Source organism: Staphylococcus caseorum, from assembly GCF_049943195.1.
GTDB classification, from domain to species: Bacteria; Bacillota; Bacilli; order Staphylococcales; family Staphylococcaceae; genus Staphylococcus; species Staphylococcus equorum_A.
Genome location: NZ_JBNFUA010000001.1, coordinates 148,780 through 174,657, shown reverse-complemented (window position 1 = coordinate 174,657; position 25,878 = coordinate 148,780). Strand labels below are relative to the sequence as shown.

The window sequence follows — 25,878 nt, the reverse complement described above, 5'->3', positions numbered from 1 at the left end:
AAACGGGGTGTACTCATGCATGAAGATATATTGACCAATCAACCCATTGTACGGTTTGAGAACGGTAAGTTAGTAGAAACAAAAGATCATTACGTTACTGAGTTCCCATTAACAATTATGGTAAATGGTGAAGAGTTTGCGACTATAATTTGTAGCCCGAACCACTTAGAAGAGCTTGTCTTAGGTTTCCTAGCATCTGAAGGAGCTATTTTAAAAAATGGTGACCTAAAATCTATCCAAATAGACGATAGTAAAGGGTTTGCTCATGTTGAATTGACCAAATCTCTCGGTGAACGTTTCGAATATTCAACAAAGCGCATGATTGCGTCCTGTTGTGGTAAAAGTCGAGAGTTTTATTTTCAAAATGACGCGGCAGTCGCAAAGACTTCGATGTCTAAAATTGTGTTAAATCCAACTCAAGTACTCAATATGATGACCCGTTTGCAAAGCGCCAGTAAAATTTTTAAACAAACTGGTGGTCTTCATAATGCTGCAATTAGTGATGGAGATACCTTCTTTGAGCATCGTCAAGATATTGGTCGTCATAATGCATTAGACAAATTGTATGGTTATTGTATACAAAGACATATACCTGTACGTAATAAAGTGTTGATATTTAGCGGTCGTATTTCATCAGAAATATTAATCAAAGCTGCAAAAATCGGTGTTGGTGTCATCTTATCGAAATCTGCACCGACGACATTGGCAGTAACACTTGCTCAAGATTTAAACATTACTGCCATAGGATTTATTAGAGATGGTAATTTCAACATTTACAGTCATCCGGAACGCATAACGCCTGTTGAATCGTCCGAGGATTAATTTATAATCTAGACCTTTGCAAAAATAAGTTTTTAAAAATAAAAAGAACTCATCCATTTGATACGGATGAGCCCTTTTTATTTTGAGCGTGAGTATTCATGTCTCAGTTTCTATAATTATATGAATTAACTGTATTTAGCATTTTCTTTTAAAATCTGATAGCAGTAACTTATATATATGTAACCTTGTCGGATATACATTTCCTTAGCACTGTCTTCACCGTCAGCTATTAATATAATCGGTTTCGTATCAGCTATTTCCGCAACAAAAGTTTGCATCATACTGCCAATACCTTGTTTCTGATAACTTTCATCTACACCGAAGCCATCAATTTCCACAGTACATTGTGAAATGATTAAATCCAAAATCCCTACAGGCACATCTGCTTTATATGCGATTACACGAGATTTACTATCTTTATTGAATTGATTGCGAATTACTTCAATACTTTCATCTGCGTACGCCTTGCCAAAGGGTTCAGCAAATTGACGATAAATTGTAATATAATCTTCTAATGTTTGTTCAGTAACAAACATGACTTTAATTTGATCATTTTCATGTTTTTTTATATTCTGTGACTCAATTGCATAAAGTTCCATTAGTCCTAGTTCAAATTCATATGTTTGAAGTTTATCTAACCATTGTTGATCTAAAAGTGTATTCTCAGGAAACGTAAATGCTAAATGATGAGATGCTTGCTTTTTATGCATATCTAATTGAGTTTTCATATCTTGTTCCCAAGATATAATAGAAGGCATCTGTTTATAATCCCATTTATTCACGTCATATACTAAGGGTTCTTCAGGTGTTAGATAGATTGTCTTTAGTGTATCATCGACATAAACATCACCTTGTTGAAATATATCATTCATCGAAATCACCACGATTCAATCACCTACCCTTATATATTTATTTTATTAATTGTTTAAACCGACTATGATTCAGCATAATATTACCAATCAAGCTTGCAATAACTGCTTTGACTAAATCCGCAGGCATGAAGACAAGGGATAAAGTCACTGATTTTGAAATCGGTAAATTAGTCATAAGCCCCATAACAATTGTACCTACAATATCTAATAAAATAACACCAAAGATAATTGTTGTACCTAATAATACAGTAAAGTTTATTTTTTTGAAATACAAATCTCTTACTAAACCAATTAGATATGCAATTACTGGATACATGATTAAAAAGCCAGTAGAGGGGCCTGCAAATACACCTATACCGCCACGTCCGCCAGATAATAATGGTAATCCAGTTGCTACAAGTAATAATAATACGATTACACTAAGCGCACCGTATTTACGTCCAAGTAAAATTCCCGCTAAGAAAATACCTATATTTTGTAAAACGATAGGTACTGGCATAATTGGTAATGGAATCGCTGGCACAAATCCTAATACACCAATAATTGCTGTCATTAAAGCAGTGTATACTAAATATTTTGTCGTCATAGTCAATCCTCCTAATGAAAAAAATTATACCATAAATGTTAACTGTTAAAAATAAAAAGTTTACAATATCTTATATATAATAAAAAAAGCACAACTCAACGGTGTTAATTCGTTGAATTGCGCTTTTTTAAAGCTGATTATAATGCTTATTAATTTAACTCGTGTATATTAGTTATTTAAAAGTTTATCTTTTAAATCTTTTCTCATAAATTCTAAAGTATATGGGTCATTATACCAATAAGTTTCAGCTTGCACTTCAAGCACATTGTCATTTTGAACTGCTGGTAAGTTATTCCATAGATTAGTTTTGGCATAAGCAGGTGTTGATTTCCCTTTACTTGTCGAAACAATATAATCGCCAGCATAATCTGCTATTTTTTCTTGTTTCACTTCAGCCCAGCCTTCTTTTTCAACTAAATCATTTAATTTTTCAGGCATTTTAAGTCCAAATGCTTGATACAATACTTCTCCGCCACGACCCCAGTTTGGTCCATAACTATATAGTTTTTTCTCGAATTCATCAAAAATTGAAACTGTTGCGTCTTCACCAATTTTATCTTTAATTTCTTTACCGTCTTTTTTAGTTTGCGCTTTCCATTTGTCTTCCCATTCTTTTACTTCATCTTCTTTACCAAGTAACTTACCTAATTCTCTTTGTTGGTCTAAATATTTATGTTTGCCATAATCAAATACGACTGTCGGCGCAATTTTTTTATATTTTTTAATATTTTTGTCAGTAGAATATACAACGATTAGATCTGGTTTCGTTTTTGCTACTTTCTCAACATCATTCTCGCCAACTTTTTCAACATCTTTAAATTTATCTTTAAGGAGGCTACTACTATCGACTTGTTCATTTACTGCAACAATATTCCCACCAAGATATTTAATTCCACCAGCATATGTAGGAGCAACTACTGCTATACGTTTTGGATTTTTTGGTATATCTATCTTTTTCCCGCTATCTAATTTATAAGACTTTGTTTCAGCTTTTGAGTCACTGTCCGAATTATTACCACATGCTGCTAAAATAAGCACTAAAGCAATTAACGGAAACAATAATTTTTTCATAAATTTTCCTCCATTGAAAATGATTATCACTACCAATTGATTATATAATGACTAAAGTAAATTTACAATAGTAATCATAAGTATCTTCACATTTTTTAAATTACAAAAAAATACATTTAGACAATTTGTCTAAATGTATTTTAACTGTTTATTTATATATTTTTAAAAATGATCTAATACACTATGTGCAATATTCGTATATGCCATATCTTCCATCGGCGGATTGTGTAAACCTGCGCGCATATCTCTATAATAGCGTTGTAATGGTCTTTCCATTTGAAGGCTTTTAGCACCAACAATACGCATAGCAATATCTATAACTTCTAAGCCTTGATTCATTACTAACACTTTACTTGCTGAGGTTTCATTCCATATTTGGCTACCTGAAACCTCCTGATTATATAAAGCCGCTGTGCTCCACAAGAAATGGCGCGCAGATAATAATTGCGCTTCCATCTTTCCAATATTTTGTTGCACAGTTGGTATATCACCGATTGTGCCTTCAATACTATTTGGGCTATAATTTTTCGCAAAATCAACAGCATAATCTCTTGCTGCTTGTGCAATACCAAGATACACACTTGGTATATGTAAAATCCAGCCATTCGGTTTTTTACCACCCGCGCCTCTTATTTCAACAAAGTTTTCTTGTGGGATATGTACATCATTTAATAATAAATCATGACTTTCAGTTGCACGCATACCTACCATATTCCAGTTATCTGCAATTTCTACACCAGGTGTATCTTTTTCGATTAAGAAAAAGCCAACTTGATCGATATCTTCATAATAAGCACTCACAACAAAATGGGTCAGCCCTTTACTCATTGAAGTAAACGTTTTTACTCCATTAACAACAAATCCATCATCTACTTTAACAGCGTTTGTCGCAGGTCTTCCCCCACGTGTTGGGCTACCAGTATCAGCTTCACTAACTGCTCGATTTACTAATGCCCCATTTTTCACTGCTTCAGCAAAGCGATCTAGCATATTGGGTTCCCACATTTGTTGTTCATATAACTGGCCTACTACACTTAAATGCCATCCTATAGAAAGTGCAGTCGCGCCATCAATAGATCCTAAATAGCTTTGTATTATAACCATATCTTCAACAGTTGCTCCTTCACCACCGTACGCTTTAGGTAAAGTAAGCAGTGTGTACCCTTCTTTTACTAACCATTCAATATTTTCATAAGGAAAACGCGAATGGATATCATTATATTCCGCTTTCTCTTTAAATTGCGTTTTAACTGTATCTAGTTTTGCAATCCATTTTTCTTGAATATCCGTATGTATTAATGCGGAATAATTCACTTTCATCACCTCATCATTAACTTTACTCCTATTTAAACTTAGTTTAACACTCGCCATTATTGAAAGAAAGCTTTTCAGCAATAAATCCTACTTTACCGATAAGATTTAATATGATACTTTGTATTTATTGACATACTGGGGGAAATTGAATGATTACAGTTAAAAATCTTATACATAAATACAACGAAAACACGATACTTAACGATGTCGGCTTTGCACAAGAACAAGGCACCGTTACTGCAATTATAGGACCAAGTGGTTCTGGGAAAACAACCTTACTTAGAACGTTAAATGCACTCGCACTTCCTAAATCTGGCACCATTGAAATCGGGGATGAAATTTTTGATGCTGCACATCATACAAATAAAGATATTGCTAAATTACGTAAAAAATCAGCTATGGTGTTTCAAAATTACAATTTATTTAAAAACAAAACAATACTTGAAAATATCACGTTAGGTTTAATACATGGTCAAAATTACAATACCAAACAAGCTAATGATATTGCCACATCTTATTTAGAGCGCGTGAATTTATTAAATCAAAAAGATAAATACCCTATTCAGCTATCTGGAGGTCAAAGCCAACGTGGAGGTATTATTCGTGCACTTGCGCTCAATCCAAAAGTTCTTTTACTAGATGAACCTACTTCTGCTTTAGACCCTGAATCAATTCAAAGCGTCTTATCTCTGATTAGATCGATTGCTCAAGAAGGTATGACGATGGTACTCGTTACACATGAAATACAATTTGCAAAAGCAATTGCTGATCAAGTTATATTTATTGATGATGGGCAAATCATCCATCGTGGAACGCCACAAGAAGTATTGGAAGATTCAAAATCTGAAAGAATCCATCGCTTTTTAAACAGAGTTGAAACGGAGCGTGACATTTAATGACATTAAAAAGAAGTTTCACATTTTTATTAATGTTAATGATGGTTTCCGTACTAACAGCATGTGGTAATAATGATGCTTCCGATAGTAAATCTCAGAAAAAAGAAGTTAAAGTAGCACTTTCTGCTGAAGTTAATCCACCTTATTTATATACTAATAAAGATAATGAGTTTGTCGGCTTAGATATGGATTATATGAAATTAATTGAAAAGAAATTACCTCAATATGATTTTAAATATGAAGTCGGTGAAGAGGAATCGAATTTAGTTGGGATTGGTTCAGGCAAGTTTGACATGGGGATAAATTGGTTTTTCAAAACACCAGAACGTGAAAAACAGTTTCTCTATCAAGATGAGCCTTACAGTTATGCGCTACCTTTATTAGTTGTAAACAAAGACAACAGTGACATACATAGTTTACAAGATTTACCTGGTAAAAAAATTACTCCTATGGCGCCAAGTGGTGGTTTATATTCTATACTCACACAGTTTAATAAAGACCATAGTTCCAAAATCGACATCAATACAATACAAGAACAAATAAATGCCGACGTTAAAATAGGAGGTATTGTGAAGAAAGAACCATTGCATATCGTTTATAATAAAAAACACCAAAAACTTCACGATGACGTGGATCGCGCGACCCAAGAACTTAAAGATGAAGGCAAATTACAATCACTTTCAAAAAAATATTTTGATATTAATGTCTTTGATGACTTAAGTGAAATCAATGAGCAAAAAGATAAATTGGAGGTGACAAACTAATGGGGTCAGTCAATTGGTTAGATTTGTTTGGACAAGTGTTGCAACAATTACCTTTAACTTTATTGATGATAATTGTTGCACTCTTTTTCGCAATCATACTTGGTTTTATTTTAGCAATGATTCGTATTAAAAAGACAAAAGTACTTGCTCCTATTGTAAGAGTTTATCTTTCATTTATACGGAGTACACCGTTATTATTACAACTCTTTTTAGTATATTTTGCATTACCACAATTATTGTTACTTATTCATATAGATATTAACCATTTCAGTAGATTGTTTTTTGTTATCTTAGCCTTTACTTTACATACAGGTGCATACCTTTCTGAAATTATCAGAGCAGGTTATCAATCCGTAGATTATAGTCAAATTGAAGCTGGATTAACAATTGGTTTATCTTATCCTAGAATTTTAAAAGATATTATTATACCTCAAGCTTTACGAAATAGCATACCGAATTTAACGACTCAAATCATAGAACTTGTAAAAGATACTTCGTTGGCTTTCACCATTGGTATCATCGATATGATGGGACAAGTCAAACTCATCATTGGAAATAATTACGGACTCGGCATGCTAGAGGTTTATATCGTAATTTCCATCATATATTGGATTATTGCTCTAATTATTCAAGGTACCTTTACTTTAATTGATAAACGAACACAAAAACCATATAGCGTTTAAGGAGGAAAATCATTTTGTCATTCATTCTATATACTATAAGTGAAGTACTTAAAGGCGTACCGAATACAATTATTATTTCCATTGTAGCTATGTTCGTAGGTCTTATTATCGGAACGTTATTTGCGATTATTCGTATCAAACGTGTGACTGTCTTATCTCAACTTATAATCGTGTATAATTCATTTTTTAGAAGTACACCATTAATCGTTCAATTGTTCATACTATATTATGGAATACCTTCATTTATACTTTTTTTAAATGATCAGTTCTCTTGGACAATCATTCCTGACATATTCTCACCTTTAACGATTGCCTTTATCGTCTTTTCTTTTCATGCCGTAGCGTATCTTTCTGAATCAATTAAAGGCGGTCTTCAATCCGTAGACCAAAATCAAATTGAAGCTGCCCAAACAGTCGGACTATCAAAATTCAACATTTATAAAGAAATTGTATTACCACAAGCTTTTGCTTATGCATTGCCTAACATAGAAAATCAATTCATTATGTTAATCAAAGGTACTTCCCTAGCATTCGCTGTTCAAGTAACTGAAATTATGGCAGTCAGTCGTGTTATTGCAAATGAAGGTTATCGTTTTATTCCTGTATATACAGTAGCAGCTATATTTTATTGGTTGTTAGCAATAATATTAGAGTTCATCTTTGCAAAAATGGAACGTAATATGACGCGTTACTTAAGCGCAAATGCTTCTTAGGTAACGATATCAAACAAAAAAACTGTTTCTGAAATGTTATTTCAGAAACAGTTTTTTATACTTTATTATATTTAAGCTAAACTTTCCATGCATTGCGCTTTAAGTTTATAATATTGTTTTACCTTTTTCGGCATTGTGCCATGTTGTAATTCATCTTTAGTAACTATAGGATAGTTTTTAAAAACAACTGAGCCTATATAACCACAAAGTGCACTACCTGATGCACACATGAGTGCCACAATTATTACAGTTAATGCATTATTAAATCCAAACATAACCATAAGCCCTGCAATTGGTGTAGCTGTACCTGTCGCCTCATTTACTAAACCAAACATAGAGATAATTACACCTGAGAGCGCACCACCTACAAAATTGGTTAAATATACTGGTACTGGATTTGCTGTCACAATATCTGCTTGAGATAAAGGCTCTATTGCAACTGAAATCGTTGTTTTACGATCTCCAAATTTCATACGCTTAAATAATACAAAGTTCATAAATGATGAACCAAATACTGCTAAAGCACCGATAGCCATTGGCGTACCAGTTAATCCTAATAATGCTGTTAATGCCATTGAACTTAAAGGTGCAGTAGCAACAACAGTAATAATACCACCAAGTACAATGCCCATAAGAATAGGACTTGAAGTCGTAGATTCTTTAATGATATTTCCAATTTGTAATAACGTCGCATCTACTAAAGGCGTTGTACCAATAGCAATTAAACGTGTAATAGGCGCGATGACAATAATCGCAGCAATTAAATCAAGCCCATCTGGTAATTTTTGTTCCATCCATTTCATACCGAAACTCGCAATATAAGCTGCAACAAAGCCAGGTAAAAGATCCATACTTCCACATGAGACAGCAATGACAAATGCATAAACTGGAGATACCCCCATAGCTAAAGCTACAAGTCCTGCAGCTGCAACACCGCCAAGTCCTCCAGCTGCATCACCCAACTCACCTAAGAATGGAATACCAAACAAGTCACCGCCTACATATTTGTGAAAAGCCTCTACTAGAAATGAAGCAATAGCTGCGTTAGCAAGAGCCCCCATAGCCTTGCCTCCATTTGGTGCTTTACTCGTGAACAATGTAAACAAAGCTAAAACAATCCCTAAAAATATGATCCCGATTAATAAATTCATAAAAACACCTTTCCAAACCATTTTGTATGCGCTTTCATTCGACAAATATTAGTATAGCACATTTAATTTGGTTCTCAAATCATATTTTTGTACAATATATAACTATAATTATAAAATTACATTATTCAGAATATTCAAATCTTTTAGACTTACGCACAACCTTATTATCATCAAGCTTTCACACTTTAAAACTGTTCCTGTAAGTTCTCTATAAGTTCATTAATTTTATCACGTTGTGCTTGATTTATATATACTACCACAGTTCTTTCATCTATATTGCTTCTTTTTTTATTTAAAAAATCCATTTTGATAAGCTTTTGCAAAGCCTTCGTTAAATAGTAGGGTTTCAATTCTGAGTATTGAGCAATTTCTTTTGCAGTGACGTCATTTTCTTTACAATTATACAGATAATTTAATATCAGTACTTCTTCATAATTTAGTTTATAGTTCTTTTTCGTTGTTTTAAAAAACTTCCTACCTTGTTGATAAGTTGCAATAAGTTCATTTAGTGACTTGAAATTTTGTTCATTCACAAAACCACTCCTTTTGTTATATCTTGATGTTAATAACTTAATTTTATCCTATTTAACGCCTTTAATTCAATATGCTTAACTATGAAAAATATGAACAATTCCTACTCTTTTTTTAATCTTTTATTTTTATTTTTAAATTTTAGTGGTTCATTCACCCTTTTTATTACTAAAAAAAGACATAGGTATAAAAATTTCAATTATCAAATATCTCTATTTAAAATAATGCATTTTGATATCTTAAATATGTCATAAAAATTCATACAAAAATGCACAGCACGTGTTAGACTATTATCCAACATTTGCTGTGCATTTAAGCGATTGCTATTTTAAATGATTGAGTTCAACCATTATTATTTTTTCTTAATATCAATTGTATCTAAGAAGCTTAATGCTGCTAAACCTGATAAATCTAATGCATGTTTAGCACCTGCTTTACCATGTCCTGCTTCAAAGTGTTTAATTGCTGCTACACCTAAAACTGAAATTGTTAAAAGTGATGCAATACGTGATAATCTTTTACTTGCAAAGCTTAAAACGAAAAATACAGCACTTAATGCTTCAAGTGCTCCTGCCAATGGCACTGCATTTGATGGCAAATTAAACACTTCAACAAAAGATTCTTTCATTGACTGGTCACCTTTAAGTTTAGGTTTTGATGCACCATATAATTCCTTAGCTAATTTTAAATTTGTTAAATAACGTAATATCATTATAAACGCTCCTTTTATTTGTTTTCAAAATATTTATCTACAATAGGCTTTACTCGCTCTGCTAATAATTTAATTGTATTGATTGTTTTATCATGTGGCATAGAACCTACAGGTGTATGAAGCATAAAACGAGTAAGACCTAGTGTTTCAATTGTTTCAATTATCTTTTGTGCAACGGTTTCCGGACTTCCAACATACAAAGCACCATGTGGAGCTGCTTCACGATCGAAGCTGTTTTCATCATATGGTGGCCAACCCCGTTCTTTGGCTAATATATCATGACTCGCTTTTACCGATGGGAAAAACTCACGTTTAGCCAACTCATCTGTTTCAGCAATATAGCCCCATGAATGCGTAGCAATAGGCAATTCATTTATATTATGTCCGTAAGATCTAGCAATAGATTTGTACATATCTATGTTTCTTCTAAATCTTTTTGGGTCACCGCCAATTATAGCATAAGTTATAGGTAATCCTAATGCTCCTGCTTTTAATGAAGATTCTGGTGTTCCTCCAGTTGCAATCGTAATTGGTAAAGGCCCATGCTCCGCCTTAGGATAAACACTTAAGTTTTCAATAGAAGGTCGTAACTCCCCTTCCCAATTTACAATTTCATGTTTATTAATGGTCATTAATAAATCTATTTTCTCATTAAAGAGTTGTTCATAGTCTTTTAACTCATAACCAAATAATGGAAATGATTCAATAAATGAACCTCTGCCCACCATTATTTCTGCACGTCCATTAGAAACTGCATTTAATGTAGAGAAACGTTCGTAAACTCGAACAGGATCATCTGAAGATAATACTGTTACTGCACTACTCAACTTTATATGCGTTGTATTACGAGCTGCTGCTGCTAACACTGTAACGGGATCAGATACTGCATAATCTGCTCGATGATGTTCTCCCAAACCATATACATCTAGACCATATTGGTCAGCTGTCTCTATTTCTTCTATTATATTTCTAATTCTTTGTCCATTACTTATAGCTGCTTGTCGTCCACTTTCCATCTGAATATCAATATTATCTGCAAATGATGTCAAACCAAGTTCTATTTTCAAATAATCACCTCACAAACTAAGTATATTTTTTATACCTCTATATTAAATACTTCCTTAGAACATGTCAATTTCAATGCTCTAATTCTTTTCTTTCCTATTAAGAAGGCTTTTAATTCACATTAACCTTAATTCAATACTTTTTATATAGTCTTTATTTATAGTGTTTTTTCATATATTTAAATAACTAAATTCTCTCATATTTTATTGTTTGTAATTTTCTGTTATTTTACAGCTTTGTAACAAACTGAAGTGCAATTATACACTGTAAATTTTGTAAATATTATATTAACGGGCTTTTAAGCCTTAAACGCCCATCTTCTTTTTGTTACATTAAGCACTTTATTATTAGAACTAAATTACAAAACGATAACAAACCCCACAAACAGACATTTTTCTGATAAAGTAATTCTTGTCGTTAAAACAGCGAAAAAAATTATAAATAATGTCTTTAAGAGACTGGGATAAATGATTTACAATTATTAGGAGGAAATTTAACAATGAAAAAAATCGCTACAGCTACTATCGCTACTGCAGGAATCGCTACTTTTGCTTTTGCACAAAATGATGCAGACGCTTCAGAAAATAACAATGGTGGGTATAACCCAAATGATCCAACATCATACAGCTATTCATATACAATAGACCAACAAGGTAACTATGATTACACTTGGCAAGGTAACTGGAACCCAAGCAATGCTGACCAAGGTCACAACAACAATGCTCAAAGCAATAACACTGCTGCTCAAAGCAATAACACTGCTGCTCAAAGCAATAACACTGCTGCTCAAAGCAATAACAGTGGTTATAGCTACAATCAAAACGGTTCTACAGCTACTAACAATAACTCAAACCAATCATATACAACAAATAACCAAGGTACTGGTGGAGGCGGAGCTGTTTCAACTTCTACTTCAAGTAGTAATGTTCAAGTAACAACTACTAGCGCACCATCAAGTTCATCAAACTCAATGGCTAACACTTCAGGTTCATCAAGCAACCTTTACACTTCAGGTCAATGTACATATTATGTATTTGATAAAGTTGGCGGTAAAATTGGTTCTACTTGGGGTAACGCAAACAACTGGGCAAGCGCTGCAGCTTCATCAGGTTACACTGTAAACAACTCACCTTCTCAAGGTTCAATCTTACAATCATCAACTGGCGCAATGGGTCACGTTGCTTATGTTGAAAATGTAAACAGCGACGGTTCAGTTAACGTTTCTGAAATGAACTACGGCCAAGGTGCTGGCGTTGTTACTTCACGTACAATCTCAGCTAGCCAAGCTTCATCTTACAACTATATTCACTAATAAATGATTTAAATAAAAAAGACAATCCTTATGGGTTGTCTTTTTTTTGCCGTTTTTTCTTATGACATTCTACTTATAATATAAAATCATGCATTTTAGTGATTATTCCACTATGTTATAGAATAGGAAAAGGAGTGAGACAGAAATCAAAATTTGATTTCCATCCCACTCCTACTAAATAGGGCCAGTCCCTATTTAGGTTTCAGACTTCTAAAGTCTTATATTTTTTAAAACCAATACGCTATCGCTATCCAATATATAAAGGCCATCAAATAAAGTAACGGAAAACTTTCTGAAGCCTTACCTTTTATCCGTTTATATAATACAAATCCACCTACTATGAGTAAAACAACTGAGAAAATAAGTCTTACAATAAACATCGTTTGCAATGAAATTATTGACGTCGGTGCCAACGGTAAAATCGCTAATACGATTGTTAATATAACAATAATAACCGTATAGTAAATTGTATCGCTACTCTTATTTCGATGAGAATTAATCCAAAATATAATAAGTCCAAATATCGTAGTTAGTAAAATTTCATGTATTATCGTTGAACTATCTAACAATTCGGTCTTATAAAGTAATATCGCTACAATTATCACTAGGTATAACATAGAATCACCTCATCCATAGTTATATATAACCGAATTATATATTTTTAAACTTATAATTCATATTTTATATTAAGAGTTATTGTTTTTTCTCTGTTAATTGTATACCTTTAAATCATTTAGTTTATTAGCTTTTTGCTTTTTTAATGCCAATACCTGAAAATCCATAAAAAATTGCGAATATGATACATAGATAACAAGGAACTGCCCAAATAAAGAATTGATCCACCGAAACACCTAATTGTTGTGTATAATAAATGCCTGATGTTCCCCATGGAATAAGTGGAATAATCATTGTACCTGAATCTTCTAGCGTTCTTGATAAATTAGAACGATCTAAATCCATATCATTATACATTTCCATCATTAACACGCCGACCATGATAATGACTACAGATGCCACACCAGCTGCGAGTACCATTATTAGACTACCGATTACAGTCGCTAGTATCAATTGTCCAACGGAATTAATATTTTTAGATATTGTTTTCAAAATAACATCTAAGCAACCAGCTTTTTCAACAATACCTGCGAAAGCATACCCACAAAAAATAGTAACAATGATTTCTGTCATGCTCATCATGCCGCCTTGCTCGACCAAATTAATGGCTTTATCCGATAATTCTCCACCACTTGCGGGTACCATGCCTTTATTAAAACCATCGAAAGTGGACTTAAATCCATCTACAATATTAAATCCATGATTAAATGCGCCAACAATGATTGCACTCAAGCTTGAAATAAGCATTGCAGGTACAGTCGATATTTTTAATAATAAACACGTAATAATGATTAATAAGGGAATCCATACAAAAATATTTATATTATAAATTTGAGATAATTCGCTAAGCATTTGATTCACTTGTGATGTATTAGTATTTCCACCAAACTGCCTACCTGCAAAATACCAAACGATTAGGCCTATGATTGATGCTGGTACAGTCGTCCATATCATTGCTCTTATATGCGCAAAGATATTCACTTTTGTTACTAAAGCTGCTAAATTTGTCGTATCTGAAAGTGGTGACATTTTATCACCAAACACCGCACCTGCAATTATGGCACCTGCTGCCATACCTGGCGTAATATGTAATTCTGTCGCTATAGCCATTAACGCCATGCCCGCAGTAGACGCAGAGCCCCATGCTGTCCCTGTGGCAACTGAAGTAATTGCACATATAATAAATGCAGATACTAAAAATAAATTAGGATTTAAAAATTCTAAGCCATAATAGATTAAAGCCGGAACAGTCCCAGAGTACATCCAAGTACCTACGATAATTCCGACTGCTAAAATGATAAAGATAGCTGGCATTGCTGTTGCTAACCGATGTGTGATACCTTCTTCCAAATCTTGCCATTTCAACCCAACACGTCTTGCTATAAATGCAGCATATGCTGACGCTAAAATTAATAAAGCTTGTATTGGAATTTCAAAAACAACAAATCCTGTGATTACAATTATAATCATTACTATTATAGTAGAAATTGATTCTAAAAATGTTGGTTGTCTTGTCATACACAGTCCCCCTATTGTTAGTTCAAATTAATTAAGCCCCAGCTTTTCTTTGCCTAATTCATTAATCGTGAGTCCTTCTTCAAAAAAGTCACGTTCTAAAATAGTAGATGCTAATACGATAATGGCATCAATATTTGGCGTTTCAACCTCAATTTCACGACCAAGACTAGACCATAATACGAGTCCGTATGCAATATCTTCTGTTAAATAACGGTTTTTCACATGATTTGGTCCTTTGATTTGTGAAAATACTGGACTCGTGTTAAACAATCTATTCAGAGGTTCATCTTCATCTTTTCTTTCTAAATAGCCACGTTCAATACGCGCTTCTTTAGCTGGAGATAATTCAAAGCCTAACTTACGTCCTAAAGTTAATCGTTCCAACTCTACGGCGTGCAGTAAACGAACGGTGTGTTTCGTTATGCCTTCTTCATATAATGCAAAGTCATCGGCATAATCGATACGTCCTACATTGAGTAATGTTGGACCTGGATGCACTTCTGGATTCCCGTTCTCAAGATTTGTTTTCCAAAGACTTTCCTCTTTGACAACATATGGGTATAGCGATTCAATCTTGTCAAAGCTGTCACTTAAATGTTCTTTATCATAAGTTGAAAAATGTACTTTTCTTACATTTAATGATAAGTCCACGTGAGCTTCATCAAAATTCACTCTCGTCCCATAAGTTAATGTGTTCACTTCAGCAAATATCGGCATAACTTCTATACGCATATCTTCTAAGACGTTCATAAATCGAATCGAAGCCATTGCCGCTGCCATATTAAAGAATATTAATTGCTTATCATTAATAAATGGCGCCATCGTACGCGCATAGTGTTCAATAAATGTAGATGGTATAATGACTTGAATGATTTCTGCATCACTAACAACATATTCCATATCATCACTGATATCAGTAAATTCGATAAACGTTTCTTCTCCTTCATTATTAAACGTAAATCCGCCTTGTGCTATTGCCTTGTCAAACTTATCAATAGATTGATTTCGACAATATAACTTCACCTCATGTCCTTTATGCTTCATATCTAATGCTGCTGTAACAGCACCATTTCCTGATCCTACGATTGCTATCTTCATAAATACCCTTCTTTCTCTAATGATTTGTATGTATGAGTGTTTTAAACATTACTATAATGTATATCCAATTTAGATTTCTTATAAACACTGGTATTCAACCTTTACTAGTTGCATTATATTCATTTGTTTCATTCAATTAAATGTACGACGTTTTAAAATGATCAATTTTTTAATTGTAGCCTTTAAAATTAAATATCAATCAACAATAATATTTGTTATAGTTATGCTAATAAGGGAGGCGTGATTCTATGGATGAACAATATAATGCAAACCAATCTTCTACAGTTATAAATCAAGAACCAAGTAGCGACGATAGATTAATGGGAACTTTAATCTATGTGCTAAGTTTTTTCACTTCGTTAATAGCACCACTTATTATTTGGCTTATTAAACGTGAAGATTCACCATTCATTGACAAGGCTGGTAAAAATTATTTCAACTTTTTACTTTCTTATATGATTTGGTTAATCGTTGCTTCAATAGCGATGTTTATCATAATAGGCTTTATCTTATTCCCTATTATAGCTATTTTGAATTTCATATTTACGATCGTAGCTGCTGTAAAAGCATATAATGGAGAAGACTATCTGCCACCACTTTCAATTAGATTTTTCAAATAAAACGAATCTAAATTTTGTGACTTATTACAACTCTTGTAATACAAATTAGTTATTTTGAATGTTAATTTATTGTAAAACCTTATACCACAGCTCTTTACAAACTATTACGAGCCGCTACCTTTCTGTAACCTCACATGTCGTTTATTACAACGATATGTGAGGTTTTTTTAATTGTTTTACAAAAGCGTAACAAACCACACAAACCTAAATTCATCTGTTAGAGTATTACTTGTCGTTGAAAGCAAAGCGAAAAATAAAAACATTAACTTTAAAGACTATCGAACGAATAACATAAATAATAAATATAAAGAACGAACAAATTTGGGAGGATTTTTTAATTATGAATAAATTAGTAACAGCAACAACTATCACAGCAGGTATTGGCGCAGCAATCGTAGGATTAGATCAAGGAAATGAAGCAAGTGCAGCAGAACAAACTCAACAAACAAACCAAACTACTACACAAGAAACTGCAAGCTCAAGTGCTAACTTATACACTTCAGGTCAATGTACTTGGTATGTATTTGATAAAGTAGGCGGAGGTATCGGTTCTACTTGGGGCAATGCAAATAACTGGGCGTCAGCAGCTTCATCTGCAGGCTACACAGTTAACAACTCTCCAGAAGCTGGATCAATCTTACAATCATCTGAAGGACCAATGGGCCACGTTGCATACGTTGAAAATGTAAACAGTGACGGTTCAGTAAATGTTTCAGAAATGAATTATAGCGGCGGACCTTACTCTGTAAGTGAACGTACTATCTCTGCTGGTGAAGCAGGTTCATATAACTATATCCACGTTAACTAATATTCGCTACTACAATATAAATTAGAATAACAGGATTTAGAACATTATAGAGTGTCAACAAAGTCTAAAACTTTGTTGACACTTTTTTTATGCACACTTTCCGCGGACGCCACCTCAACCTATAGTCTTCAATTCGTGCTTTATTAACTAGTCAAGCGTCCAAGCAAACCACTGCCTTTTTAAAAAAATATACTCAATCATTCAGACATATCGATTGATTGCACACTTATAAATGTTCACCACATCAAAGTAATTAAGCAAGACAACACGCGCTATAATTAAAACGAATCTAAAAATTCAGTATTAAGCGCTCAATATTTTTAGATTTTTTTAATATTGCAGTATAATAGAATATTTGAGAAAATAAGAGCGTTTGGTGAAAAAGGAGGCACAACGATGCAATGGTTTAAAGTTATACTTGCTGGGCTTATAGAAATATTATGGGTCACTGGCTTAAATACTGCTGATTCATTACTTAGTTGGATTGGTACGATTATCATTATTATTATAAGTTTCTTTCTTGTTATTTCTGCGTGTAAATCATTACCCGTTGGCACGGTTTACGCCGTATTCGTAGGTATTGGCGCAGTTGGTACTGTTTTAGTGGACATGTTATTTTTCGGTGATCCTTTTAACTTTATGAAAATCATCTTAATTATACTATTGGTAATAGGTATTATCGGTCTAAAATTAACTACAGAGGAGGCTGAAAACTAATGGCTTGGTTTATTTTACTTATTGCAGGGCTATTAGAAGTAGTCGGTGTAGTCATATTAAATGAAATTACACGCACTAAAAAGAAATCTTTAGTAGGCTTATTAGCAATTGCTTTTATCTGTAGTTTTAGCACGCTCAAAGTAGCAATGAATGACATTCCTATGGGAACTGCTTATGCAATTTGGAGTGGCATCGGTACTGGCGGTGGCACACTTGTGGGTATGTTGATATACAATGAATCTAAAAATGCAAAACGTATATTCTTTATTGGCTTGATTATTCTTTCAATTGTAGGCTTAAAGCTTATAAGTTAGAAAAACAAATAATAAAAAGATACTTTCTAAATCATGATATTAAAATAAAAGCAATAATCCACTGTTTAATTTAAATATATTATATTATTTTTGTTTAAAAAATAGCAGTAATTTGTGCCGACTCCTGCGGGAAAAGCACTAGCCGAAGACTACAGGCTGAGGCTGTGCCAGCGGAAAGCGTGCACAAAAGAGTGCCAACAAAGTCGGAGACTTTTTCGACACTCTAAAGCAATAATCCACTGTTTAACAATGGATTATTGCTTTTTTTGAGAATGGCTATGTTTGACTTATATACATTAAAATATATAAATAAGTAACATAGAAATCGCTTTCTATAGCTTTTAGGCATTATATAAAAAGAACACCCAACTATTTCTTTAATAAATATAATAATTTGTTTAGTGCTTTGAAATTTACTATACTAAATATATAATGGAGGGATTATACATGGTAAAAGTTTATATCGCAGGTCCAGTACCCGAAGTAGGTTTTGACTTGTTAAAAGATCAAGGTTATGAAGTTGAAATGTATGAAGGCGAAGGTATCATTGATAAAGATACTTTAAAGCAAGGGGTTAAAGATGCTGATGCATTAATTAGTCTTTTGTCTACCAACGTAGATAAAGAAGTAATTGATGCCGGTAGCAATTTAAAAATCGTCGCAAACTATGGTGCAGGTTTTAATAACGTAGATGTAGCCTATGCTCGTCAAAAAGACATTGACGTTACAAACACACCAAAAGCTTCAACAAATTCTACAGCTGAATTAACTTTTGCGCTCGTACTTGCAGTTGCAAGACGTATCGCTGAAGGTGATAAATTATGCCGTACAACTGGCTTCGATGGCTGGGCGCCACTGTTCTTCCGTGGCAGAGAAGTTTCTGGTAAAACGATTGGTATTATTGGTTTAGGTGAAATTGGTGCTGCTGTAGCAAGACGTGCCAAAGCATTTGATATGAATGTGCTTTATACTGGTCCTAACCAAAAAGTCGATAAAGAACGTGAAATCGGCGCCAAGTATGTAGACTTAGAAACTTTATTAAAAAATGCAGATTTTGTAACAATTAACGCTGCATATAATCCAGATTTACATCATCAAATTGACACTGAACAATTTAAAATGATGAAGTCAACGAGTTATTTAATTAATGCTTCGAGAGGCCCTATCGTCCATGAACATGCTTTAGTACAAGCTTTAAAAGATAAAGAAATTGAGGGCGCAGCTTTAGATGTTTTCGAATTTGAACCAGAAATAAATGACGAGTTGAAATCACTAGACAATGTAGTGCTCACACCACATATTGGTAATGCGACATTTGAATCTCGTGATATGATGTCTAAAATTGTTGCGAATGACACAATTAGTAAGCTAAATGATAAAAAACCTAAGTTTTTAGTAAATTAACAAATGAGTTGCTAAAAGTTTAATTCTAAATACTTAGTACAAATTAAAGCACCCATCCATTAAAAATATGGATGGGTGCTTTCTATTGAAATATTCCAAGTTTATTTACTTTTGGATTTATATAAAAATTTAGTTTGGTTCGTAACTAAATTATTAGGCAAAGCTTTTGCAACGCCATTTCTTACAGTTACAACCAGTTTATTACTACGTTGTGCGAGCTTACCTATTTTTCTAGAACGTTTAATTACTTTTTTAGTATGTTTTACACGTAATTTATCATAGCGTTGTAACGCCTCATCAAACGAATATGACTCAAGACAATTTGCTAAGACAATGGCGTCTTCCATTGCTTGTCCTGCCCCTTGTCCCATGTTTGGTGTCGTTGCATGCGCTGCATCACCAAGTAAAATAGCACGTTGATAAACAAAGGTTTTCAGTGGTTTTAGATCATAAATATCATTTAGTAAAATATCTGTTTCGCTTTGTTTATCTAATACGGTTCTTACTTCATTTGGAAAACGGTTAAATCTGGCTTGTAAATGAGGTTTACCATAGGTTTTCATTTTACTATCTTTTTCTTTCGCATTAATAGAAATAAACCAATAGGCTTGGTTGTTTAATAAGGGAACTATACCTACTCTACCCTTTGGCGACCAATACTCTTTAGCAATTTGAGCATCTTTAATATCCACATCTTCTACTAATCCTCTAAATACCGTATATCCTTGATATTCAGGCTTACTATTAGGTTCAACCGTATTTCTTATCTTAGAATGTACACCATCTGCACCAATACATAAGTCAAATGCTTCTTCTTGTTGTGTATCAAAATGTATAGTCACTTTTAAATCGCCATTATCAATATGAGTCACAAAATGATTTGTATAGATTGCTGTGTCTGGTACATAAGATTGAATAACATCTATTAAATCTTGACGAGACATTGTTAAGTTCACCGTATTCTTTTTTAACTTCACTTTGGATAGCAAGTTATTTTTATCATCTCGCACTTCCATCGTATCAGTAATTTGCCCGACATTTTTAATGCCTTTTGCTAAATCATGCTTTCCTAATTTTTCAATAACGTTACCACCAATGCCGATGCCTGCGCCTATTTCAGCTACTTCATTATTTTTTTCAAATACTTTGACATCATGTCCTTGTTCAATTAATAATGCTGCAGTTGTTAATCCACCAATGCCCGCGCCAACTATAGCTATTTTCATTTTTAATTCACTCCAAATTTTCCTAGTCTATTCAATATTAACACTTTTGCAAAACTATATATTAATAAGTTCTTTGATATTAACTTAAGTATTGTCAATAAGCCATCACACAAAAAAGATAACAAACGTATCATGAAAACACCCTGTTATCTTTCCTCATAAATATATGATAACTCAACTTTTATAAATAATAATCTTTATTAATATGATCTTTCTTTATACCTAGTTTATCATAATAAACCTTCATAAATGTGGCGATGTTTTCATCCCATTCTACATCACTAGCATATTGGTGTTCTCCAGGTGATTTTGGATTCCAGCGCATTTGATATAACGATAATTGCTCATTTTCAAAGTAATTACCTCTTATAAATTTAGCACCGCCCATAATTGCGCGTTCTGGTGAAGTCCAAGATTGCTTTTTAGCAAAGCTACTACCTGTGTGTACTGCATTTTCATCAAATGCACCAATACCATAAAAATTATAGTAATGCTTACCATCATCTTCTATACCGTTGGCCAATTCAGATTTACCATTGCCAGTTTCAACAAGCGCATGACTCACAAGGTATAACACATTAACTTCATATTTATCTTGTGCTTTTAAAAATGCTTCACCTTTATTTTTCAATATACCTTTATCTTTTAAAATATCATTTACTTCTTTTTCTGACATTGATATTTTTTCAGATATATCCATATGATTTAAGTTATCTTTGTCATTATTTACATCCATAGCTTTTTTAACATCAGTTTTTGAAGCCTCGACAAATCGACCATTTTTTTCTGTCATATTTAAAGTGCCTTCACCAAGTTGCTTATCTACCGCTTCATTAAAAGAATGTGTCTTTTGATTATCAAATAGATGTGTTTCATTTATAATTAATAAAATCGCAAATATGACAATGATAATGAGCATAATAAATAATGTTAATCTTTTCTTTAAAATTCCATTCATTATATAATAACTCCCTAGCTTACAGTTATTTAGTTAATGTAACATAAGCAATAATAATAGCAATTAAGACAACTACAAAAGAAATGTTAAGTGCTATCCTCATAGCTTTCTTATCTCTAAACAACATATTGAATATCATTAAACTGATTACTAATGAAACAGCAAACATTGTAATTGCCATAACCATATTCATCATTATTAAAAATATAATTCCCAAAACTAGAAATACATTTGAGATAATCGCCATGATTTTAATCATTTTCGCGTTAATAAGTCCTCCACTCCTCGCCCTTAAAAATATATAAAATTTAATTCTAATAATAGAAATTGTATCATAGTTCCCATTGTTTCAATATGTCATTTTTAAAACAATAAAAAGTTAGGAAGTGGACAGAAATATAATTTTTCTAATAAAATTTCGTCGTCCACCCCGGCACAGCTGACTGTAAAGTTGAATACAAACTTGATATAAACGCATTTTCAATTCAGTCAACCACTGCTAATATAAAAAATGAGACTGAGACATGTGCTATGTCCCAGCCTCTAACTATATATTTATTTAAAAGTGCTTATCTTGACATTCCTCTAAGCATATTCATCATATATGTTAAACTACGATTCATTTCATCATCTTTCAACATACCCATCAAACCAGTGATAGATGTTTTTTGATTTGGATTGGCTTGATTTGCGACGCGTAAGCCTTTATTTACTTTATTTAACATCCCAGATAAATCATCTACATCTAAATCGCCTAATAAAAATACAAGTGAAGCCATATTTGAAATTAACCCTGAATATTGTTCTTTATTTAATTCAACAGAGAATTTATTGGCTATAACACCTCTACTCTTCACTGCACCTGACATAGCATCTAGCAATTTAGCATCATCTAAAGTACTAATGATATTAATCGCTTTTAAAATGCTGTCTTTATTTGCTACAATCGCATCGGTCACTTCAGCTAAATTTTCTTCTTTAACCTCTGCTTCAGTTTTTTGCATGCGTTTAATATTTGTTATTCTTTCAGCCATTATTTATCCACCTGACTTCCTGGGAAAGTATAATCTTTACGATTCCATTTGTCTTCAACTCGAACGCTATATTGTGGTTGACGTTGTTTGTTTACACGGAAGTTCGTAGGATTGAGTGGTGATTTACCTCTTCGTGTCTTCACTTCCATACGACAACTTGTACGTTTATAAGATGGCGTATCTGTGTCTTTATCTACATCACTATTTGTCAATAAGTTAATGGCACCTTGGTCACCATTTTCCATCGCATTGTTATTTAATGGAATATAGATTTCTTTACCTTTAACTCTATCTGTGACATGGGCCACAAGTTCTACTTCACCAGTATCAGAAATCAATTTAATCTCTGCACCTTCGTGAATACCTCTATCTTCTGCTAATTCAGGAGACACTTCGACAAATGGATTTGGCATTTTGTATTGAAGTCCTGGCACTTTATAAGTCATATTACCTTCATGGAAATGCTCTAATACACGGCCATTATTTACGTGTAAATCATATTTTTCATTTACTTTAAAGAAATTATCAAATGTTAATGGATAGAAATTCGCTTTTCCATCATCAAAGTTAAAGCCTTCTAAGAAAAGTGTTGGTTGATCTGTACCATCTTCTGCTACTGGCCATTGTAAACTATTATATCCTTCTAGACGATCATAGTTTACACCTGAATATGACGGAGTAAGTCTTGCAATCTCGTCCATAATTTGACTTGGATGCGTATAGTTCCAATCATAACCTAACGTTTTCGCTACAGCTTGAATAATTTCCCAGTCTGGCTTAGAATCGCCTTTTGGTTCTAAAGCTTGATATAGACGCTGAATACGGCGCTCTGTATTTGTAAATGTACCTGTTTTTTCTAATGATGGACTAGCTGGTAACACTACATCTGCGTATGAAGCTGTAAATGTAAAGAATTCATCTTGTACGACTAAGAAACCAACTTTCTCTAATGCAGCTTGTACATAGTTGATGTTTGAGTCGACGATACCTGTATCTTCACCGTATAAATAAAGAGCATCAATTTCACCTTCATGAATACCTTCCATCATTTGATGGTTATCTTTACCTACTTCGTTTGGTAATGTTTCGCCATATTCTCGTTCGAATTTCGCTCTTATTTCCTCATCAGTAACACTTTGGTATCCTGGGAATTTATCAGGCATACTTCCCATATCACTACAACCTTGTACGTTATTATGACCACGTAAAGGATAAGCGCCTGTGCCTGGTCTTCTATAGTTACCTGTTGCTAACAATAAATTAGATATCGCTGTCGAAGTGTCACTACCAATGTCTTGTTGTGTTACGCCCATTGCCCATGCGATTGATACTGATTCTGCATCAACAACTTGATGTGCAAAGTCTATTAAGGACTCCTTAGAGATACCCGTTGTTTCTTCAGCAAACTCCATTGTAAATGGCGCTAATGATTTATGATACGCTTCAAAACTGTTCACCCATTTGTCGATAAACGCTTTATCATGAAGATCGTTATCGATAATATATTTAGTCACTGCTGACAACCAAACTAAATCAGTGCCTGGTTTAGGCTGATAGAAATTATCTGCGCGTTCAGCCATTTCATGCTTACGTATATCAAACACATTTAAAGTATTGTTATATAGCTTATGACCACGTTTAATACGTGAAGCAATAACTGGATGAGCTTCTGCTGTATTCGTACCAATTAACACGACCATATCTGCAATTTCAAGATCGTCTATTGAACCAGAGTCACCACCATGACCTACCGTTCTAAATAGTCCTTTTGTTGCTGGTGCTTGGCAATAACGTGAACAATTATCTACGTTGTTTGTGCCAATGACTTGTCTTGCAAGCTTTTGCATAAGGTAAGACTCTTCATTTGTTGCTTTTGAAGATGATATAAATGCTAAACCATCTGAACCATGTGATGCTTTAACTTTATTAAAGTTATCAGAGACAACTTTCAGTGCTTCATCCCATTCAACTTCTTCAAATTGACCATCTTTACGTACTAATGGTTTTGTAAGACGTTCTTCTGAATCAATATAATCCCAACCGAATTTACCTTTAACACACGTTGCAATTTTATTAGCTGGTGATTCTTGTTGAGGTTGAACTTTTATAACTTCTCTGTCTTTTGTCCATACATCGAAAGAACAACCAACACCACAATATGTACATACTGTCTTAGTTTTTTCGATGCGTTCTTCACGCATTGCTGCTTCTGAGTCAGAAACTGCGAACAATGGACCATAACCCGGTTCTGCTTTTTTCGTTAAATCAATCATAGCAGCTAATGAACCTGGCTCTAAATCAGTCATATATCCGGCACTGCCTTCCATGTTGACTTCCATCATTGCATTACATGGACAAACTGTTGCACATTGACCACAACCTACACACGATGATTCGTTGATTGATGTATCGTTATCCCAAATCACTCGTGGTTGTTGACGTTCCCAATCAATTGTAAGTGTTTCGTTTACTTGAACGTCTTGACATACTTCTACACAACGTCCACATAAGATACATTGATTTGGATCATAACGATAGAAAGGACCGTAATCTTTTTCGTATGGCTTTTCTTTATATTCATAAGTTTGATGCTCTAAACCCCATTGGTCCATTGTATTATGTATTTCACAGTCGCCATTGTTATAATCACAAACTGTGCAATACAACATATGATTTTCTAAGATTCTGTCTAAAGCTTCTTTTTGACTTGTTTGTACGTTATCATTTTGCGTATTAACAATCATCGGTCTATCAATTGTTGTGCCACACGCGCGTGCCATTTTACCGTCTATTTCAACAGTACACGTGTCACAAGTTTGTATTGGACCTAGCGATTCGTTATAGCATATTGATGGAATAAATGTATCTTGAGATTTGATGAACTCAAGTAAATTCGTCCCAGGTTCTACAAGATAATCTTTGCCATCCAATGAGACAATTAAATGTTCTTGCATTCTCTTCACCCCTATTATTATTTATGATGCCCGCGTTATATATATCTATTAGGTGCTGAATAACATTCCATCTAAAAAGCCCACACTTTTTTAAGATAATGTTATCTATATTGTATATCT

The 25,878-nt window shown here is 33.4% G+C and carries 27 protein-coding genes; 11 read left to right on the top strand and 16 right to left on the bottom strand.

Going from position 1 to position 25,878, the window contains the following annotated elements; genetic code table 11:
• Positions 1 to 15: 15 nt before the first annotated feature.
• Positions 16 to 822, top strand: a complete 807-nt coding sequence (gene fdhD / locus ACP3TL_RS00845; RefSeq protein WP_046466037.1) for a formate dehydrogenase accessory sulfurtransferase FdhD — start codon at positions 16 to 18, stop codon at positions 820 to 822.
• Positions 823 to 947: 125 nt separating this feature from the next.
• Here the strand turns inward: fdhD and ACP3TL_RS00840 are convergent, their stop codons facing one another.
• The 4 genes from ACP3TL_RS00840 to ACP3TL_RS00825 form a co-directional block, all read right to left on the bottom strand.
• Positions 948 to 1,694 carry a GNAT family N-acetyltransferase gene (locus ACP3TL_RS00840; protein ID WP_046466038.1) on the bottom strand — a complete coding sequence of 249 codons (747 nt, stop codon included), beginning with the start codon at positions 1,692 to 1,694 and terminating at the stop codon, positions 948 to 950.
• A 37-nt stretch (positions 1,695 to 1,731) separates the two neighbouring features.
• Positions 1,732 to 2,280 (bottom strand): biotin transporter BioY, encoded by a 549-nt coding sequence (locus ACP3TL_RS00835; protein WP_046465852.1) that lies wholly within the window; start codon positions 2,278 to 2,280, stop codon positions 1,732 to 1,734.
• Between the two features lie 168 nt (positions 2,281 to 2,448).
• Complete coding sequence (locus ACP3TL_RS00830; RefSeq protein ID WP_046465853.1) at positions 2,449 to 3,351, bottom strand: ABC transporter substrate-binding protein; 903 nt, start codon at positions 3,349 to 3,351, stop codon at positions 2,449 to 2,451.
• 162 nt (positions 3,352 to 3,513) lie between these two features.
• Positions 3,514 to 4,671 carry an acyl-CoA dehydrogenase family protein gene (locus ACP3TL_RS00825; protein ID WP_046465854.1) on the bottom strand — a complete coding sequence of 386 codons (1,158 nt, stop codon included), beginning with the start codon at positions 4,669 to 4,671 and terminating at the stop codon, positions 3,514 to 3,516.
• Between the two features lie 143 nt (positions 4,672 to 4,814).
• Here ACP3TL_RS00825 and ACP3TL_RS00820 point away from each other — a divergent pair, with 143 nt between their 5' ends.
• From ACP3TL_RS00820 to ACP3TL_RS00805, 4 genes are read left to right on the top strand one after another with little or no spacing between them, the layout of a single operon-like run.
• Positions 4,815 to 5,561 carry an amino acid ABC transporter ATP-binding protein gene (locus ACP3TL_RS00820; protein WP_285326355.1) on the top strand — a complete coding sequence of 249 codons (747 nt, stop codon included), beginning with the start codon at positions 4,815 to 4,817 and terminating at the stop codon, positions 5,559 to 5,561.
• Entirely contained in the window at positions 5,561 to 6,325 is a 765-nt protein-coding gene (locus tag ACP3TL_RS00815) for a transporter substrate-binding domain-containing protein (RefSeq protein ID WP_285326357.1), read from the top strand. Before ACP3TL_RS00820 ends, ACP3TL_RS00815 begins: the two co-directional genes overlap by 1 nt.
• Entirely contained in the window at positions 6,325 to 7,008 is a 684-nt protein-coding gene (locus ACP3TL_RS00810; RefSeq protein ID WP_069817623.1) for an amino acid ABC transporter permease, read from the top strand. The genes ACP3TL_RS00815 and ACP3TL_RS00810 overlap by 1 nt, the downstream gene beginning before the upstream one ends.
• A 14-nt stretch (positions 7,009 to 7,022) precedes the next feature.
• The gene (locus ACP3TL_RS00805) at positions 7,023 to 7,721 is read left to right on the top strand and encodes an amino acid ABC transporter permease (protein WP_046465858.1); all 699 of its coding nucleotides are present in this window, start codon (positions 7,023 to 7,025) and stop codon (positions 7,719 to 7,721) included.
• 71 nt (positions 7,722 to 7,792) lie between these two features.
• Here the strand turns inward: ACP3TL_RS00805 and ACP3TL_RS00800 are convergent, their stop codons facing one another.
• The 4 genes from ACP3TL_RS00800 to ACP3TL_RS00785 form a co-directional block, all read right to left on the bottom strand.
• A complete protein-coding gene (locus ACP3TL_RS00800) occupies positions 7,793 to 8,872 on the bottom strand; it encodes a PTS sugar transporter subunit IIC (protein WP_046465859.1) in 1,080 nt (359 codons plus the stop codon).
• Between the two features lie 185 nt (positions 8,873 to 9,057).
• The gene (locus tag ACP3TL_RS00795) at positions 9,058 to 9,405 is read right to left on the bottom strand and encodes a transcriptional regulator, SarA/Rot family (RefSeq protein WP_046465860.1); all 348 of its coding nucleotides are present in this window, start codon (positions 9,403 to 9,405) and stop codon (positions 9,058 to 9,060) included.
• Positions 9,406 to 9,755: 350 nt separating this feature from the next.
• A complete protein-coding gene (locus ACP3TL_RS00790) occupies positions 9,756 to 10,115 on the bottom strand; it encodes a DoxX family protein (RefSeq protein WP_046465861.1) in 360 nt (119 codons plus the stop codon).
• Positions 10,116 to 10,129: 14 nt separating this feature from the next.
• Positions 10,130 to 11,182 (bottom strand): LLM class flavin-dependent oxidoreductase, encoded by a 1,053-nt coding sequence (locus tag ACP3TL_RS00785; protein ID WP_046465862.1) that lies wholly within the window; start codon positions 11,180 to 11,182, stop codon positions 10,130 to 10,132.
• A gap of 497 nt (positions 11,183 to 11,679) precedes the next feature.
• On the opposite strand from ACP3TL_RS00785, the gene ACP3TL_RS00780 reads away from it, so the two are divergent.
• A complete protein-coding gene (locus tag ACP3TL_RS00780) occupies positions 11,680 to 12,492 on the top strand; it encodes a CHAP domain-containing protein (protein WP_285336826.1) in 813 nt (270 codons plus the stop codon).
• Between the two features lie 227 nt (positions 12,493 to 12,719).
• On the opposite strand, the gene ACP3TL_RS00775 is transcribed toward ACP3TL_RS00780, so the two are convergent.
• The 3 genes from ACP3TL_RS00775 to ACP3TL_RS00765 all read right to left on the bottom strand — a co-directional run bounded on the left by ACP3TL_RS00775 (position 12,720) and on the right by ACP3TL_RS00765 (position 15,723).
• A complete protein-coding gene (locus ACP3TL_RS00775; protein ID WP_285326361.1) occupies positions 12,720 to 13,109 on the bottom strand; it encodes a hypothetical protein in 390 nt (129 codons plus the stop codon).
• Between the two features lie 124 nt (positions 13,110 to 13,233).
• A complete protein-coding gene (nhaC, locus tag ACP3TL_RS00770) occupies positions 13,234 to 14,625 on the bottom strand; it encodes a Na+/H+ antiporter NhaC (protein WP_046465865.1) in 1,392 nt (463 codons plus the stop codon).
• 27 nt (positions 14,626 to 14,652) lie between these two features.
• The gene (locus ACP3TL_RS00765; protein ID WP_046465866.1) at positions 14,653 to 15,723 is read right to left on the bottom strand and encodes an NAD/NADP-dependent octopine/nopaline dehydrogenase family protein; all 1,071 of its coding nucleotides are present in this window, start codon (positions 15,721 to 15,723) and stop codon (positions 14,653 to 14,655) included.
• Positions 15,724 to 15,971: 248 nt separating this feature from the next.
• Here ACP3TL_RS00765 and ACP3TL_RS00760 point away from each other — a divergent pair, with 248 nt between their 5' ends.
• From ACP3TL_RS00760 to ACP3TL_RS00740, 5 genes are all read left to right on the top strand, one after another.
• The gene (locus ACP3TL_RS00760; protein WP_046465867.1) at positions 15,972 to 16,343 is read left to right on the top strand and encodes a DUF4870 domain-containing protein; all 372 of its coding nucleotides are present in this window, start codon (positions 15,972 to 15,974) and stop codon (positions 16,341 to 16,343) included.
• Positions 16,344 to 16,683: 340 nt separating this feature from the next.
• Entirely contained in the window at positions 16,684 to 17,151 is a 468-nt protein-coding gene (locus tag ACP3TL_RS00755; RefSeq protein WP_046465868.1) for a CHAP domain-containing protein, read from the top strand.
• A gap of 396 nt (positions 17,152 to 17,547) precedes the next feature.
• Positions 17,548 to 17,868 (top strand): DMT family transporter, encoded by a 321-nt coding sequence (locus ACP3TL_RS00750; RefSeq protein ID WP_046465869.1) that lies wholly within the window; start codon positions 17,548 to 17,550, stop codon positions 17,866 to 17,868.
• A complete protein-coding gene (locus tag ACP3TL_RS00745) occupies positions 17,868 to 18,182 on the top strand; it encodes a DMT family transporter (protein WP_046465870.1) in 315 nt (104 codons plus the stop codon). Before ACP3TL_RS00750 ends, ACP3TL_RS00745 begins: the two co-directional genes overlap by 1 nt.
• Positions 18,183 to 18,629: 447 nt before the next feature.
• Positions 18,630 to 19,586 (top strand): 2-hydroxyacid dehydrogenase family protein, encoded by a 957-nt coding sequence (locus ACP3TL_RS00740; protein ID WP_046465871.1) that lies wholly within the window; start codon positions 18,630 to 18,632, stop codon positions 19,584 to 19,586.
• Positions 19,587 to 19,687: 101 nt separating this feature from the next.
• On the opposite strand, the gene ACP3TL_RS00735 is transcribed toward ACP3TL_RS00740, so the two are convergent.
• The 5 genes from ACP3TL_RS00735 to fdhF form a co-directional block, all read right to left on the bottom strand.
• On the bottom strand, positions 19,688 to 20,812 hold the full coding sequence (locus ACP3TL_RS00735) for an FAD-dependent monooxygenase (RefSeq protein WP_046465872.1): 1,125 nt from the start codon (positions 20,810 to 20,812) through the stop codon (positions 19,688 to 19,690).
• 181 nt (positions 20,813 to 20,993) lie between these two features.
• The gene (locus ACP3TL_RS00730; protein ID WP_046465873.1) at positions 20,994 to 21,770 is read right to left on the bottom strand and encodes an N-acetylglucosaminidase; all 777 of its coding nucleotides are present in this window, start codon (positions 21,768 to 21,770) and stop codon (positions 20,994 to 20,996) included.
• 25 nt (positions 21,771 to 21,795) lie between these two features.
• Positions 21,796 to 22,029: a hypothetical protein gene (locus ACP3TL_RS00725; RefSeq protein WP_080947915.1), complete on the bottom strand. Its 234-nt coding sequence runs from the start codon at positions 22,027 to 22,029 to the stop codon at positions 21,796 to 21,798.
• A gap of 310 nt (positions 22,030 to 22,339) precedes the next feature.
• Positions 22,340 to 22,804 (bottom strand): helical membrane plugin domain-containing protein, encoded by a 465-nt coding sequence (locus ACP3TL_RS00720; protein ID WP_046465874.1) that lies wholly within the window; start codon positions 22,802 to 22,804, stop codon positions 22,340 to 22,342.
• Complete coding sequence (gene fdhF, locus ACP3TL_RS00715; RefSeq protein WP_046465875.1) at positions 22,804 to 25,758, bottom strand: formate dehydrogenase subunit alpha; 2,955 nt, start codon at positions 25,756 to 25,758, stop codon at positions 22,804 to 22,806. Before fdhF ends, ACP3TL_RS00720 begins: the two co-directional genes overlap by 1 nt.
• Positions 25,759 to 25,878: the final 120 nt, after the last annotated feature.